The organism is Desulfobacterales bacterium (assembly GCA_030066985.1).
Taxonomy (GTDB): domain Bacteria; phylum Desulfobacterota; class Desulfobacteria; order Desulfobacterales; family JAHEIW01; genus JAHEIW01.
On record JASJAN010000004.1, the window covers coordinates 85,861 to 101,232 of the forward strand.

Genomic DNA, 15,372 nt, shown 5'->3' on the forward strand with positions numbered 1-15,372 from the left:
GAAAATTTTTCTGCGGGCATAAACCGGTGGTGAAGAAAATTATCAGCCCTGCTTGCTGTGGGATTCACTGTCTGAATGCGTGAGGATTATTGGCTTTCCAATTTTCGTTTGGACATATAAGCAAGCACTTCACTGGTGGACAGCCGACGGCTTCCGGGACCGATCCGGACATAAAAGTCCTCATCTTTTCCAAATTTAAGAAATGCCGCCGAGGGTGAGGGCTGGCATTCAATCAGCAGCACCTTTTTTTCTTCCACCGGTATCAGCTGAAAGCGTATAAAGCCGGAATGCTCCAGCCCAATACGCTGCTGAAGGCAATTGTTGACATGCAAAAGATATTTATCCTCGTTATCAAACTGATCCGCCTCGGTGCCGAGGATTTGCCCGTCATCGGTGACGCCCACCAGCAACACACCGCCATCAGTATTTAAAAAGGCCACCACGGACTTGAGCCAGGCCTTCTCGATGCCCTTCTCTGAGCGATCGGTTTTTAAATTCCAGCGCAGTGTGGATTTAAATTCCAGGCGGTCACTTTCTCCGCTGCTGATCAACTTCTGGATCTTTTCCCGGTAAGCGTTTAAATCGGTGGAGCCGGATCGCAGCTCATCTTTCAACTGGCTGGCCAGCTGCTGATTTTGGGTCAGCAACGCTTGGTGCTGACGATGAACCTCAAGCTGACGCGATACGCGGGCCACGACTTCATCGGGCTCAAAGGGTTTGGTAATAAAGTCCACCGCCCCTAATGAAAGACCGCGTACTTTTTCCTTGGTATCGTGCAGAGCGGTCAAAAAAATGATGACTGTATTCTGGGTGGCTTCATCCGCTTTTAATCGCGCGCAGGTTTCATATCCGTCAATACCGGGCATCATGATGTCCAGCAGAATAAGATCGGGGGATGCCTGCTGTGCGATCCGCAGGGCGTCTTCACCGGACTTAGCACTCAATAGGCGGTATCCCTGACCCTGCAGCGTCTGGTGCAGCATCTGAAGGTTGAGGACATTATCATCGACCAGCAAAACAACCGGCGTTGCCGAATCTGTGTTTGGATTTTGATCTTTTGGGCCGTTGCTGAGTTTATTCATTTGATTCTGAGAAAAAGCGATAGCGGGTTTATCAATACCTGAATTGGGTCGTAAAGTCCGCCCAGATTAAAAAAAATATGGTTGCCTGTCAAATATTTTAGGTTGGCCCGTTGAGCCGGTTGAGCCCGTTGCCCGTTTACTGATTAAAGATAAGATCTGAGGGGATTACCTTCCAAACGGGCTCAACCGGCTCAACCTAATTTCAGACAGATTTTGACAGGACTTGCAATAAAGAGTCTAATTCGCTAATACCATATCCTTTGATTATTAACGCTCGATTAGAACCATAATGAATAGGTAGCGATGCAGGTCATTCATAACCGTTTCCTGGCCGGCGCTGAAGCCGCAAGAGGGCTGACGGTCATCATCGATGTTTTTCGTGCGTTTACCTGCACCCCACTACTGTATTCGCTGGGCATTGAAAAATCGATCCTGGTGGCCTCGCCACAGGAAGCATTTGCGCTCAAAAGAGACCGCAATGATGTCCTGCTGGTTGGCGAAATCGGCGGTGTCCCTATTGAAGGCTTTGACCTGGGAAATTCGCCCAGTCAAATTCGTCAAAAGGAGCCTTCTTTTTTTAAAGGCTGCACAGTTGTCCAACGAACCTCCGCCGGTGTGCAGGGTGCGCTGGCGGCCCTGGAAGTTGCCGACGAGGTTCTGGTGGCCGGTTATACGGTGGCCCGGGCCACCGCCGACTATATTATTGCCCAAAAACCAAAATTGGTCAGCCTAGTGGCCATGGGGTGGGAGCTCAAAGAGCGGGCCCCGGAGGATGAGGGCTGTGCGCGTTATATTGCGCATCTGCTGGGTGCCGGGGACTACGATCACAACAAAGCCCTGGGAGAAATCGTCTCCAATGAAACCGCCCAGCGGTTTTTACGAGCCGACAGCCCCTATTTTCCGGCCGAGGACCCCATTTTGTGTCTGCAGCGGGATATGTACAATTTTGCACTACGCGTCGAACGCGACCAGGCGCATGTTGTGGTTAAAAAAGCGTTAATCTAAGCGTTATTACAAATCTGCTATTGCAGTACGGGCTCGATGGTATTATCTTGTACACCTTTAGGTGTCAGGTGTCAGGTTTCGGGTGTCAGCAAAAGATGACATTATGCGGGCCCGGAAATCACGAATCTAATCGGCCCTTAATATTGGCATCAAGCCAGTCCCTGACACCAGAATCCGCCTGCGGCGGAACACCTGAAACCATTTATAAAGCGCTTTGGTAAAATTAAGACCAATTACTTATATTCTGAACGCAGATCGAGTTACTTTGATATAGGACCACGCATCCATGCGTTTTAACAACTTCTGGGATTATCGCCGAATCATATTCTCCAAAGGCTTTGCATCCGCGGCATGGCAGTCGCGAAAAAATGTGCTGGCCTATGCTCAGGACCGTCAATTGGCGGCCGGTCCTTACATGGCCGAACTGGATGTCACCTATCGCTGCAACTGCCGCTGCCAGATGTGCCAGCGCTGGAAAGATCCCCGCACCGATGAGCTGCAGGCAGATGAATATGAGGCCTTAGCCGCAGAGCTGCACAAGATGGGTTCTCATCAAATCAGTATTGCCGGCGGCGAGCCGTTAATGCGCGACGATGTATTTGACATCATCAACAGTTTTTCCGGCAGGGGAATGTCCGTTAATATATGTACCAACGGTCTGTTGATTGAAACGTTACACGAACAAATTTGCCGCTCAAAAGCCACCTGTGTGACCGTCAGCCTGGACGGCGCTTCTGCCGACAGTCATGACACCATCAGGGGCGTCGCGGGTTCCTACCGCCAGATTGAAAGCGGTATCCGGAAGCTCCTATCACACCCCCGCTCGTCTCGCCCGATCGTGCGCGTGCGTATGACCATCTCCAATCAGAATGTGAACGAAATGCGGGAATTCTACGAAAAATGGGAGGCTGTGGTCGATGATGTGCTGTTTCAGCCGGTGCATCATTGCAGCGACGCCTATTACACCGGCATGGACGAAAGCGACTTGCATCTGGATCCCGAATTGATTGCCGAGCAAATCGAAGCAACACCGCTTTCAAAGGATGGTTATCTGAACCGTCTGATTGACAGCCTGAAGGCCCACGGGTCGTTTCCTCAGCAGCAATGCTTTGCCGCGGTATTGATGGCCCGTATTGATCCCTGGGGCAATGTTTATCCCTGCCTCGAGCAGCATGTCAGTGTCGGCTCCATCCGCCAATCCGATTTTAAAACCATCTGGAATTCGCAACGCATCCAAAGAGAGCGCGATCAGCTGGCCACCGACCGCCCCTGCAGCTGCTGGTACAATAACACGGCCATCATCGGCCATTACGGCAATTTGCTGAAAAAGACCCGCATCCAATCATTATGGGATCTGGCCCGCCATAACGTCACCTGCCGTGTTCCGGCAGTTTCTTCGGGAAAGAAAATTTAATTCGGACAAAGCGGTTGACGATAAGAAATCACGAACGCGTGGTACCGATGAGCCCCTTGCCGGTCTGCTTAATATGAAACATGGCCTGATCCGCTAAGGCCAGCAGGCCTTCGCGATTATTGGTGTCATCCGGAAATGTGGCGATCCCAAAACTGGCCCCTAAATTCACATGGTAACCGGCTTTGGTTAAATATTTCGTATACATCATCTTTTCACGTATTTGCCCAACCAATGTGCTGGCCTGAGCCTTACCAAACCCGGGCAGTACGACCACAAACTCGTCACCGCCATAAGCAACGCCGAAGCATGGCCTCGAGAGACAGCTTTTGATGGTCTGAGCGACTTCCTTTAATGCCTGGCTCCCATTCAGGTGGCCATAGGTATCCACCACACGCTTGAAGTTATCCATATCCATAAACACCAAAGAAAATGGTTTCTGCGTGAGCTTGCTTTCATCAATGAGTTTATCCAATTTTTGATAAAGGTGGCGCGTGTTATAAAGCCCGGTTAAATTATCGTGGATCGCAAGATTACGGAATTTTTTGCGATCACGCCGAAGCTCTTTTTCCAGAGCCTTCTTTTTGGTGTTGTCGACTATAATGCCTTCAATAATGGCACCGCTCCTGTCATTTTTAATATATCGAATATTGGCCAGTATCCATACCGGCTTTCCATCCTTGCGCTTAAGCTGCAGTTCATGATTTTCGACAGAACCTTTTTTGCGCACTGCGCGGATCATCCGGTCGCGGTCCTCAGAATTAAAATAAAACTTATAGCCACCTTCATTAAGAGACATCACCTCATCAACAGAATCATATCCCAGAATCCGGGCATAGGCCGGGTTGATGCGAATCAGCTCTCCGGACGGCCGACTTTGAAACATACCCTGCACAGCATTTTGGTACATGTTGCGGTATCGTTGTTCTGCCTTTTTCAGCTCCTCCTGAGCTTCCTTTAAATCAGTAAGATCCGTCAGAAAATACATAAAGCCGGACATCTGGTTGTTTTCATCATTGAGTGTGCTGCGGCTAAAAAGCATTGGGATCAGGCGGCCGTCTTTAGCGCGAAATAAGGCTTCAAAGCTGAAATGATCGGGACTCGCGGATATGAAAATAAGGGAGGTTTTGTCGTAAAATTGATCGACGGATCGACCGTTAAAATCATCCCGCTCATAACCTGACTTCTTTAACAGGGCTTTATTGACTTCGATGATCATCCGATCCTCATCCAGCAGCATGAATCCTTCAGATCGGCTTTCAAGAACGCGATGGTACCTGTCTTCAGCCTGTTTCCTTTTGGTGATATCTGTCAAAACGTACAGCGTGGCGGGCTGATCATTCCAGGAGAACAGATTCGCTTTTAACTCTACCCATATGGTCCCTCCTTTTTTGTCCACAATTCTAAAAGAAACCATTTCAGGGTGTGAGTGACCTTCAAGGGCCCTTTCATGCTGCTGCACAACCATGTCACGATCCTTTTGATGGATAAAGTCGGACATGGGTTTTGACGTCAGCTCGTCTTGCGAATATCCAAAAAGCGCTTCAGCTTTGGGATTGACGTATTGAAAGCGCCCATTTTGCGCCACCAGTATGGCATCATTGGCACTTTCAACCAATTTGCGATATTTCAATTCGTTGTACTGCAGCAGCTCTTTTTTCAGGCGGCAGTCCTTGAGCTCTTCTTTAAGTAATGCAACCTCTTGCGACAGTTGCTGGGGTGATGGATATGAATTCATAGCCCTACCCTTATTTTTTAATCGATTAATTTTTAGATCGAATATTCCGGGGGCAATAATCTTGATTAAAGCTAGGAAGTAATCGGAAGATTGTCAATCATCTTGAATTTAAACTGGTTATAGATAGATAGCATAAACATATCCAAACGAAAAAGTAAAATGATTTCGGTGAATGATGTTTGCAGGCCCAGTAACTATTTCGGCAAGTTTTCAAAATTGGCAAAGCGGTAATTTTTGTTGGGATCAGGTGAAATCCGCGTCGTGGTTTTATTTTTCAAATGGTAAGCATATATTTGATACTTACCGGATCGATTGGAATCATATATCACACAGCTTTCATCCGTTGTCCATCTGGGGTATTCACAAATGTAATCTTTATTCATCTCCGTAATAATGATTTGATTTTCAACTTTTAGATCGGCGATATTCAAATCCGCTATGGCGATGACAACATCGTTATAGGTGTATAGTTTGCGGTCGTTGTCAAGCATATAGGCCACTTTGGTTTCGCTGGGCGAGACGCTTAATTTATGCCAGAGTTTTTCCGTCGGGCGTGTGATCTCTTCATAATTGCCAGGCTTGCCGGGATTTGGTGTCAGCAGAAATGATTTGGAATAGTCAGCCCCCTTGCGATCAATAAAGATGCGACCGTCCTTCAGACCGCTGAAAGCCCATTCATAGTAGGCATTGCTGGGATGGGAAACCAATTGCTCATCGCCAACTGCTCCGTTTGCCGGAATTAAAAAAATCTGGTTTTTCCAGCCCCTTTCGATCGAACGCCGGTTAAAAATGACCCGATTGCTGCCATCGCGTGTCCAGGTGGGGTTGAAATGGGGATAATCTGCGTTTGTCAATTCTCTAAATCCGGTTCCATCGATATTGATCACACATATTTTGGTTCGCCAGGTATGAAAACCACGGTCTTTGCTGACGAAACGAAAAAACGTCAGCATATCGCCGGCTTGCGACCAGACGGGTTTAAAATCACGGCGACCGACGGTAAGCGTTATGGGTGCTGCGTCTTGCTGGTTAATGGTAATCTGCAGGTTTTCAGACGATGCCCAGCGTTCTGCAAATGTTATATTGCCGGGCGTCAGGGGGATATCGGCATATTCAGCATCATTGGCCGAGCAGGCAATGCAGAGCATTATACCAGCGATGAATGCAGCGATCATGACATGGCGCTTCATTTTTTCCCTCCTTTTTTCATTTTTCTTCTGGAAAGTATCTTCGTTTGCTGCCGGTACCAACGACCACCCTGTTTGCATCCAATGCCGTGACGGTAATTTTATAGCGGCCGGGCACATCCGGCGGGCAGGGGCCCTGCAGTTCTTCAATGGCACCTAGCTTAATGATGCCCGATCCATCATTTTCAATGGTTACTTCGCCGTGATTGTGGATGTAAACACTGTCGAACATACTTATCTCAAGAAATTGGGTGTTTGCCGGTAGACCGCCAATGCGTATCTCAGGGTTGCCCATCGAACAGGCCTGGATGCCGTCCCATGAAAAATCTACTGCAAGATCAACGGCATCCGGGCTGACATCCGAACAAGTCAAACTGCAGAAACTGGCCAAAATCAAACACATACAAAATACGAATTTCATCGCTAGATCCTCATCTGGAAATTAAAATTACCGAATCGGGAGGTAGGCATATTTATAAAGTACAATTGTACAAAAATCAAGTACATTTATCTTAGGGTCCAAATAATGATCACGTAAGGTGTCAGGCTGGAAGTTGAAATGACATTTTTGACAAAAAAGGCGAAATCATCGATCGGCCAGCGCGGTGAGCACTTTTTTCATCATGGCCGCATCTTTGTATGGTTGGGGCGATTCACAGATCAGGGTGATATCAACCTTGTGCTTGAGCAGCGCCAAGGCCAGGGGCTCAAAAAATTTTTTGGTGGTTTTGAGATGTTTGCGCTCGCCCTTGGGGCCAAAGGCGATGCCGGAAAAATGGGCGTGAAATTTTTTAGGAAGCTTTTTTAAGATCTTGCCATAATCCACTTTGCCCTGATCGCGGGCATACAGATGGGCAAAGTCAACGCATATGCCACAACCGGTTTCCTTTTTGAGGCTTAACAGCTCTTCGATGGAGCCGAATTGAGACGCTTTGCCGGTAACCTCCGGGCATAGTGTGACTTTCCAGCGGTTATTCTTGATCCGGCGCTGAATTTCCCGGATGGCTTTTTTGACCATGACATAGGTCTTTTCGGCGCTTTTCTTCTGATAAAATCCGGCGTGAAATACTACGTTTTTAGCACCTAGGGCATGCGCTCGCTGGCATGAGTCCAAAATGCGCTTTTTGCTGGCCTGGATCTTTTCTTTTTCATCGGATGCCAGATTGATGTAATAGGGCGCGTGCACCGATAAGACAATGCCGTTGTCTTTAGCCAGCACCCCCACCTGCCGCGCGTCCCGCACAGACATCCGCACGCCGTACGTGAACGCCACCTCCATGCAATCCAGCTGCATGCGAGCCACTTTACGCACACCCGCCAGATTGCCCAGCCCTTCCGATCCTGCCGGTCCAATTTTTATCATTTTTTTATGTTAGTTTCACCGCAAAGACGCAGAGGCCGCAAAGGTTTTTTTCTTATTTCTTTTCGCTGAGAGGGCGAAAAGAAATAAACTTAAGCCCTATGTTCTTTAATACCAATGAAACATATAGCATAAGTAAAAGAAATGCCTTAAAAATAGTTTATATTCTCAATAAATAAGATCCTGCCGCGCAGCGGTTGAGCGATTTTCATTTGTCGGCGCCTCAGCGACAAATGAAAAAAATAAACTCTCTGCGAACTCTGCGCCTCTGCGGTGAGATAAAATTAAATCAAGAAGCAGCCCTCAGGTTTTCTAATGCATCCCCTGAGGAGTCGGACGGTTGCAGCACCTGCGGTGCGAAGTTCAAGGTGGTAAAAAGATCAGCTATGGTTTCTTCGCGTCGGATCAGCTCTACGGATCCATCGCGGCGCAGCAGCACTTCTTTAGGCCGCAGACGGCCGTTGTAGTTAAACCCCATGGAATGCCCGTGTGCGCCGGTATCGTGAATCAACAAACGATCACCATCTTGAATTTCAGGCAGCAATCGCTGGATGGCAAACTTATCATTGTTTTCACACAATGAGCCGACCACATCCACCTTCTCAAAATTATCTTTGGGATGTTTCCCGATGACGCTGATATGATGGTAAGCCCCGTATATCGCAGGTCGCATCAAGGCCGACATACAGGCATCGACACCAATATATTTACGATAGATGTCTTTTTGATTGATAGCGGTGGTTACCAACACACCGTGCGACCCGGTCATGTAGCGCCCGCTTTCAATGTAAAATTGCGGTTCATAGCCGTTTTGCGCTTTATAGTCACTAAACAGACCGGTGATTTCAGCGGCCATGGCCTCAATATCCAACGGTTTTTGCCCGGGTTTGTAGGGAATGCCCAACCCGCCGCCAATGTTAACAAATTCAATGCGGATATCCAGGGCTTTTGACACCCGCGCCGCCACATCCAGCAGCATGGCTGCGGTTTGAACCATATAGGCTGCATCCAATTCATTGGACACCAGCATGGTATGCAGCCCGAAGCGGCGCGCGCCCCGGGCTTTAGCAGCCTGATAGGCCTCGATAATCTGCGTATCGGCAACACCGTATTTTGACTCCATTGGATCGCCGATGATGCTGTTGCCGCTGCGGCTCGGGCCGGGGTTGTAGCGAAAGCTGATGGTCTCGGGCATCTGCGGCACTTTGCCAATCAAAGAGATATCGTCCAAGTTCAAAATGCAGCCGCCATCGGCATCCGCCACCTCAAATTCTGCTGCGGTCGTGTTGTTGGAAGAAAACATGATATCTTCGCCCCGGGCGCCGATTTGACGGCTGAGTACCAGCTCCGAAACGGAGCTACAATCAAAGCCGAATCCCAGATCCTGCATGATCTGCAGAATCCGCGGGTTGGGCAGCGCCTTGACGGCATAATATTCTCGGAATCCATTCAGCCTGGAGAAGGCCCTAATAAAATTCTGACCGGTTTCCCGAATACCGGCTTCGTCATAAATGTGAAACGGGGTTCCATAATAATCGCAGATTTCATCCAAGATGGGTAACAATCGGTTTTCAAATGTCGCTGACATGGGCATCGTTCTTCACTCCGTTCAGGGTTCCCGTCTTCGCTCTGTCGAGCTACGCCGCGGCGAGCAGGGTTCAGGGTTCAAAGGTTCCGCGTTGCGGGTTGCGGGTTACAAGCAGTTGGTAGTCACCAGATCAAATGCCAATAACCAATAACAAGTAACTAATAACCGCTAAAAATTTCATAAGAAATTTTTAGCTGAGTGCCTGCTTGATTCTTTGCATGGCAAGCGCAACGTTTTGGGAATCATTGAAGGCACTGAGGCGGATGAAGCCTTCGCCGCAGCGGCCGAATCCGGCGCCCGGGGTGCAGACCACACCGGCTTTTTCGAGCAGCCGGTCAAAAAAGGCCCAGGAATCGGTTTGACCATAAATCCAGATATAAGGCGAATTCTCACCGCCCACACATTCATAGCCCAGGGCCTCCATTTCCTTGCGTATCAAAGCCGCATTTTTAAGATAATAATCGATTAAGTCCTTGGCCTGTTTACGACCGGTATCACTGTAAATGGCTTCGGCAGCCCGCTGGACCGGATAGGATACGGCGTTGAATTTAGTGGACTGGCGCCGGAACCATAAATCATGAACCGAATGGGCCTGGCCGTCTGCCGTGTAGGCCGTGCAGGATGTCGGCACCACGGTATAGGCACAGCGGGTTCCGGTGAAACCGGCGGTTTTGGAAAAGCTTCTGAATTCAATGGCCACTTCGCGGGCGCCGTCAATTTCAAAAATCGATTTGGGTAGATCCGAATCCTGGATGAAGGACTCATAAGCCGCATCAAAAAGGATCAGCGCCTTGTTTTCGCGAGCAAAATCCACCCAGGTCTGAAGTTGCGCTTTTGTAATCGTCGCCCCGGTGGGATTGTTGGGAAAACACAAATAAATCAGATCGACATCTTGGGGCGGCAAATCGGGGATGAAACTGTTTTGCCGGGTACTTTCCAGGTAAATGATGCCGTCATAGCGGCCGTCATTAAACGCTCCGGTGCGGCCGGCCATCACGTTGGTATCCAGATAAACCGGATATACCGGATCGGGAATCGCAATGTGAATGTCGGTGGCAAAAATCTCCTGGATATTGCCGGTGTCACATTTGGCGCCATCGCTGACAAATATTTCCTCGGCGGATATATCGGCGCCCCGCTTCTGATAGTCTGTGCCGGCAATTTTTTCACGTAAGAATTCATAGCCCTGTTCAGGCCCATATCCACGGAAGGTGGCGGCAGCGCCCATTTCAGCGACACCTTGCTGAAAGGCTTCGATGCAGGCTTGCGGCAGGGGCCGGGTCACATCGCCGATTCCCAGCTTGATGATCTCTGCATCCGGGTTTTGTGCTTGAAATTCATCGGTCCGCCGCCTGATTTCCGAAAAAAGATACGATGCCTGCAGCTTCAAATAATTTTCGTTGATTTTAATCATAGTTTTCCACCTCATCATTCATTATTAGGACCATGGTAATTGTACATGCTCGGTTGAGCCCGTTGGCCGGTTTCCCGTTAGCCGGTTATAAAAGGATTTCTATCTGATTCTTTAACGGGCTCAACGGGCAACGGGTAAATCGGCTCAACCTAGCTTTCGATGGGAATGCGGGCCGTCTCCTTATACGTCGACAACACAATGGCTGTCTGGGTGGATTGGACCCCCGCGATGGCGGCAATTTTATCGCGAATCAATCCGCTAAGCGCCTCGGTGTCAGCTGCCCGTACTTTGACCAGAAAGGCGTCTTCACCGGCCACGTAATGCACCTCCTGCACCGCGGGCAATTTGGAGAGCGTTTGACCGACTTTAATCTCGGCATCCAGTTTTTTCAATTTGACGTTCACAAAAGCCACTAGGCTTTTGGCAAACCGTTTCGGATTCAGCCTGACCTCGTAGCCATCGATGAAGCCCTGTTTTTCCAGCTTGCGGATACGTTCCAGCACGGCCGATGGCGCCATGCCCACCTGCCGCGCGACCTCAACATTGGGAATCCGGGCTTTTTTCTGTAAAATCTTCAGTATTTTTAGGCTAACGTCATCAATCATTCTTAAATAATCCTTTTTTACAGATAATTATTCATTATAATTTAGTTTGTCAAGAATTTTTTTCGGTATTTTCCGGCCTATGACGACGCTTCAACTGTTTCCCAAATATTGTAAGGGCGGGGGTAAACCCCGCTCCCTACATCCTGAACCTTTGAACGCTGCTTGCCGCGGCGTAGCTTGATAGAGCGAAGCCGGGAACCTATGAACCTTTCTGCACATTAAGCCTCAAAACGATCCCTTTCCGCTCTGGCGAGCTTGGGTCTTCGCGCTTCGCGCTACGCCCCCACTAAGACGCCCGGGCAAGCACGTCAGGCCGCTAACCCATAGTGGTTTTGAGCAATTTGCGCACCTGGGGTAAAGTTCGGGTATTGAGCACATCCTTTTTTTCCAGCCAGCCGCGCCGGGCCTGACCGACGCCAAATTCGAGGTCATTGAGCGCATCGACGCTGTGGGCATCGGAGTTGATGGATACCAGAACCCCCTCATCTTTGGCCATCTGACAGTAGATGTCCGTCAGGTCCAGGCGCTTGGGATTGGCATTGAGCTCCAAAAAACAGCCGCGTTCAGCCGCTTTATGAATGACGCGGGTCAGATCGACCCGATAGGGCTCACGCTGATTGATCTTGCGGCCGGTGGGATGGGCCAGCATGCTGAAATAGCGGCGATCCATGGCGCGCAGGATACGCTCGGTCTGTTTTTCAAGCGACAGGTTGAAATGGCTGTGAACCGTTCCCACCACCAGGTCCAACCGCGCTAGATCCGTATCCGATAGATCCAGGGTGCCGTCTTTTAAAATCTCAACTTCAAGGCCTTTGAGTATCTGGATGCCTTTCAGGCGATCGTTGAGACGCTCGATTTCATCAAGCTGTTGCATCAAACGCTTTGCACCCAGGCCGCCGGCGATCTTAAGCCGCCCGGAATGTTCGGTAATGGCGATATAGGTCAATCCCTGCCGTTTGGCCGCCAGCGCCATTTCTTCAAGACTGTTGTGCCCGTCGCTGGCAGCGGTATGAATGTGCAAATCCCCTTTGAGGTCTTTGCGTTCAACCAATTGCGGCAGGCGATTTTCAGCTGCAGCCTCAATCTCGCCGCGATTTTCCCTGAGCTCCGGCGGTATCAGGGATAATTCCAAAGCGCGGTAAACAGAAGCTTCTGTGCGGCCGGCCACCTGTTTTTCAAACCGAAACACGCCGTACTCATTTATTTTTAGGCCCTTTTGCTGCCCCAGTCGCCGGATGGCGATATTGTGGTCTTTGCTGCCGGTAAAATACTGTAGGGCTGCGCCGAAGCTGGCAGGTTCCACCAATCGAAGGTCGACCTGCAAACCGGATCTTAAAATGATGCTGGCCTTTGTCGTGCCGCCGGCTAAAACCTTTTCGATGGCATCATATTCCAGAAAGCGTCGCATGACCGGGCTGTTTTTGCGAGCGGTGACCAGAATGTCCAGATCGCCGACGGTTTCACGCGAACGCCTGTAACTGCCGGCTACCGCTACCATGTTGACCCCGGTCACTTTCTTCAAAAAATCAAGCAGGCTGTCGACCGTGGGCTTGACCGTTGCCCTTTTAAAGCGCTTTGCCGTTTGCACCCGGGCGTCAATGGCCTCTAAAATGGCTTTTTCCGTTTTGGGGCCAAACCCATCCATAGCACTGATACGCCCTTTGCGGGCCGCCGAAGAAAGCTGCGCCAGGGTCTTGATCTTCAGTTTTTTGTATAGAATTCGCACCCGCTTGGGGCCCAGGTTGGGGAGCTTTAACAACTCGATGACCGATGAGGGAATGCGCTTTTGCAGCTTGATTAGCGCCTGAGCCGTACCGGTTTCCAGGATCTCGTGAATTTTGGCCGCCAAGTCTTTGCCGATACCCGGCAGCTGCGTCAGATCTTCTCCGGCGGCTACCATCTCTCTGAGTTCCGTGCCCAGGCTGCTGACCGAATGGGCGGCATTGCGATAGGCCCGAATACGAAAGGGATTTTCGCCTTCGATTTCTAAATAATCAGCAATGCTTGTAAATATCTCAGCAATGTCACTATTTTGAACAGGCATCATGGGGGTCGGTTGGGTTTAAGAATATGTCATCTAAAACGCCTGATGATTTAACTTGCCGTGTCAATTTCAAAATTGCATTTCAGTACCAACATGCCTTCTTCCATTTTGGTTTCGATTTTGTAAGGCAGTTTGTTAAACAGCTTGATCATGCCTTTATTGGTCGACAGCATATAGGCAACCAGGCTGGTAATACCGTTTTCACGGGCCGCTTCGGTAATTTTTTCAAGCAGGACGCTGGCAATGCCTTTGCCCTGCCATTCTTTGGAAACCGAAAAGGCCACTTCCGCAACGGTTCCCTCTTCCAGCGCATACATCCCGAGACCGATAATTTTTTCAAATCCAACCTCGCCGGTAACAGCCACGATCGACAGGTTCTTAATATAGTCGACCTGAAACATGCCTTCCATGTCTTCTCGATAAAAACTCCTACGGATACTGAAAAACCGGGTCTGGACGTCTTTTTCATCCATGCCGTAAAAATGCTCCTGAATGCGGCGGCCATCAACTTGTTTTGCCGGCCGAAACGTGACTTCGACTCCATCGTAGACCCGTTCTTCTTCCATTCTGGCCGGATAGACACCAAACAGGGATTCGTTCAGCGATCGATTGCGATCGATGATTCCTTTTTCCTGGGCGGTGTGAAACAGCTCATCGCGAAAATCCGGATGGGCCAAACTGATCATCGCCATGGCTCTTTCCTCAACATTTTTGCCAAAAAGATTGACCATGCCAAATTCACTGACCACATACGAAACATATCCTTTGGGAACCAGTATGGACCCCACATCTGATTTTGGGATAATCCGGCTGGTTTTGTCGTCCATGCTGCGGGCGGAAATGACAATAATCGATTTGCCCAAAGGCGACATGGTGGCCCCCATGATAAAATCGAGCATACCGGTAACCCCTGAAAAATGGTTCTGAGGCAGGGCATCGCCAAAAACCTGTCCGGTCAAGTCCATGGTGCGCGCAAAATTAATGGCCACCATTTTATGGTTTTGAGAAATAATGGCTGGATGGTTGACATAATCCGAAGGTCGAAATTCAAGGGCCACATTGTTGTCCAACGCTTGATATAATTTTTGACTGCCAATGGCGCCGCTGGCAATGAGTTTGCCTTCATTCAAATTTTTATAGCGATTGGTGACCACACCTTTGGACAGCAGTTCCATTAGATCATCGGTTAAAATTTCGGTATGAACGCCCAGATCGTTTTTGTCTGCCAAAGCTTCCGCGATTGGCCTGGAAAGCTCCGCCAATCCAAGCTGCACGGTGGCGCCATCATCCACCAGATTCGCTGTTATGTTTGCAATGTCGGCAGCGGATTCATATTCGGGCAAATCATATGCGCTCAACAACTCCTCTTCATGCTCGACGATCACATCCACGTCATTTAGATGAATGAAGCTGTGTCCCGGCACGCGGGGCATTTTGGGATTGACCTGAGCGATGACCACATCCGCGGATTGGGCCGCTGCCAGGGTGACATCCACTGAAATTCCCAGACTCATCCAGCCATGCTCATCCGGTGGTGATACCTGGATTAAAGCAAAATGCAGCGGAAAAAGCCTTTTTTTGAATAAATTGGGAACCGCGCACAGGTTCATGGGGGTAATAAAGCGTCTATTGGCGCGCAGACCCGCTGTTTGGTCGGAGCCCTGATATATGGACCTTATATTAAATGTATGCCCCCGGTATTCATCTGCCATCAGTGCTAAGAGGGAGCCTTCGACACTGAGCAGACGCACAATTTCGACATCTGAATAATAGGTGGCATTATCCATAAGCGCAGCGACCAGATGCTGGGGCTCTCCACAGGAAGAGCCGATAAAAACCCTTTGGCCGGCGCGGATCATGCGAACCGCTGAATCGGCAGGCTGAAGCTTGGCTTTGTAATTGTCTTCTAATGTGTTGGCTTTCATTTGAGGATCCCTT

12 protein-coding genes are annotated in these 15,372 nt (G+C 49.4%); 2 read left to right on the forward strand and 10 right to left on the reverse strand.

Annotation, left to right across the window (positions count from 1 at the left end):
* Positions 1–86: 86 nt before the first annotated feature.
* Positions 87–1,082, reverse strand: a complete 996-nt coding sequence (locus tag QNJ26_03230; protein MDJ0984533.1) for a response regulator — start codon at positions 1,080–1,082, stop codon at positions 87–89.
* 303 nt (positions 1,083–1,385) lie between these two features.
* Between QNJ26_03230 and QNJ26_03235 the strand changes: the two genes are divergently transcribed.
* Positions 1,386–2,087, forward strand: coding sequence for a 2-phosphosulfolactate phosphatase (locus QNJ26_03235; protein ID MDJ0984534.1), 702 nt, complete (start codon positions 1,386–1,388; stop codon positions 2,085–2,087).
* Positions 2,088–2,373: 286 nt separating this feature from the next.
* On the forward strand, positions 2,374–3,501 hold the full coding sequence (locus QNJ26_03240; GenBank protein ID MDJ0984535.1) for a radical SAM protein: 1,128 nt from the start codon (positions 2,374–2,376) through the stop codon (positions 3,499–3,501).
* 28 nt (positions 3,502–3,529) lie between these two features.
* On the opposite strand, the gene QNJ26_03245 is transcribed toward QNJ26_03240, so the two are convergent.
* From QNJ26_03245 to QNJ26_03285, 9 genes are all read right to left on the reverse strand, one after another.
* Complete coding sequence (locus QNJ26_03245) at positions 3,530–5,236, reverse strand: PAS domain S-box protein (protein MDJ0984536.1); 1,707 nt, start codon at positions 5,234–5,236, stop codon at positions 3,530–3,532.
* A 194-nt stretch (positions 5,237–5,430) separates the two neighbouring features.
* Positions 5,431–6,426 (reverse strand): hypothetical protein, encoded by a 996-nt coding sequence (locus QNJ26_03250; GenBank protein MDJ0984537.1) that lies wholly within the window; start codon positions 6,424–6,426, stop codon positions 5,431–5,433.
* A gap of 16 nt (positions 6,427–6,442) precedes the next feature.
* On the reverse strand, positions 6,443–6,844 hold the full coding sequence (locus tag QNJ26_03255) for a hypothetical protein (GenBank protein MDJ0984538.1): 402 nt from the start codon (positions 6,842–6,844) through the stop codon (positions 6,443–6,445).
* Positions 6,845–7,009: 165 nt separating this feature from the next.
* Positions 7,010–7,786 (reverse strand): TIM barrel protein, encoded by a 777-nt coding sequence (locus QNJ26_03260; protein MDJ0984539.1) that lies wholly within the window; start codon positions 7,784–7,786, stop codon positions 7,010–7,012.
* Positions 7,787–8,072: 286 nt separating this feature from the next.
* A complete protein-coding gene (locus tag QNJ26_03265; protein MDJ0984540.1) occupies positions 8,073–9,377 on the reverse strand; it encodes a diaminopimelate decarboxylase in 1,305 nt (434 codons plus the stop codon).
* 184 nt (positions 9,378–9,561) lie between these two features.
* Positions 9,562–10,785, reverse strand: coding sequence for an LL-diaminopimelate aminotransferase (locus QNJ26_03270; protein ID MDJ0984541.1), 1,224 nt, complete (start codon positions 10,783–10,785; stop codon positions 9,562–9,564).
* Between the two features lie 149 nt (positions 10,786–10,934).
* Positions 10,935–11,390, reverse strand: coding sequence for an Lrp/AsnC family transcriptional regulator (locus tag QNJ26_03275; GenBank protein ID MDJ0984542.1), 456 nt, complete (start codon positions 11,388–11,390; stop codon positions 10,935–10,937).
* A gap of 316 nt (positions 11,391–11,706) precedes the next feature.
* Positions 11,707–13,437 (reverse strand): DNA polymerase/3'-5' exonuclease PolX, encoded by a 1,731-nt coding sequence (gene polX, locus QNJ26_03280; GenBank protein ID MDJ0984543.1) that lies wholly within the window; start codon positions 13,435–13,437, stop codon positions 11,707–11,709.
* A 47-nt stretch (positions 13,438–13,484) separates the two neighbouring features.
* The gene (locus QNJ26_03285; protein MDJ0984544.1) at positions 13,485–15,359 is read right to left on the reverse strand and encodes a GNAT family N-acetyltransferase; all 1,875 of its coding nucleotides are present in this window, start codon (positions 15,357–15,359) and stop codon (positions 13,485–13,487) included.
* Positions 15,360–15,372 lie beyond the last annotated feature (13 nt).

Coding starts and splice junctions, on each gene's coding strand:
- QNJ26_03230 (MDJ0984533.1), bottom strand. CDS start 1,082: ATGAATAAACTCAGCAACGGCCCAAAAGATCAAAATCCAAACACAGAT.
- QNJ26_03235 (MDJ0984534.1), top strand. CDS start 1,386: ATGCAGGTCATTCATAACCGTTTCCTGGCCGGCGCTGAAGCCGCAAGA.
- QNJ26_03240 (MDJ0984535.1), top strand. CDS start 2,374: ATGCGTTTTAACAACTTCTGGGATTATCGCCGAATCATATTCTCCAAA.
- QNJ26_03245 (MDJ0984536.1), bottom strand. CDS start 5,236: ATGAATTCATATCCATCACCCCAGCAACTGTCGCAAGAGGTTGCATTA.
- QNJ26_03250 (MDJ0984537.1), bottom strand. CDS start 6,426: ATGAAGCGCCATGTCATGATCGCTGCATTCATCGCTGGTATAATGCTC.
- QNJ26_03255 (MDJ0984538.1), bottom strand. CDS start 6,844: ATGAAATTCGTATTTTGTATGTGTTTGATTTTGGCCAGTTTCTGCAGT.
- QNJ26_03260 (MDJ0984539.1), bottom strand. CDS start 7,786: ATGATAAAAATTGGACCGGCAGGATCGGAAGGGCTGGGCAATCTGGCG.
- QNJ26_03265 (MDJ0984540.1), bottom strand. CDS start 9,377: ATGCCCATGTCAGCGACATTTGAAAACCGATTGTTACCCATCTTGGAT.
- QNJ26_03270 (MDJ0984541.1), bottom strand. CDS start 10,785: ATGATTAAAATCAACGAAAATTATTTGAAGCTGCAGGCATCGTATCTT.
- QNJ26_03275 (MDJ0984542.1), bottom strand. CDS start 11,390: ATGATTGATGACGTTAGCCTAAAAATACTGAAGATTTTACAGAAAAAA.
- polX (MDJ0984543.1), bottom strand. CDS start 13,437: ATGATGCCTGTTCAAAATAGTGACATTGCTGAGATATTTACAAGCATT.
- QNJ26_03285 (MDJ0984544.1), bottom strand. CDS start 15,359: ATGAAAGCCAACACATTAGAAGACAATTACAAAGCCAAGCTTCAGCCT.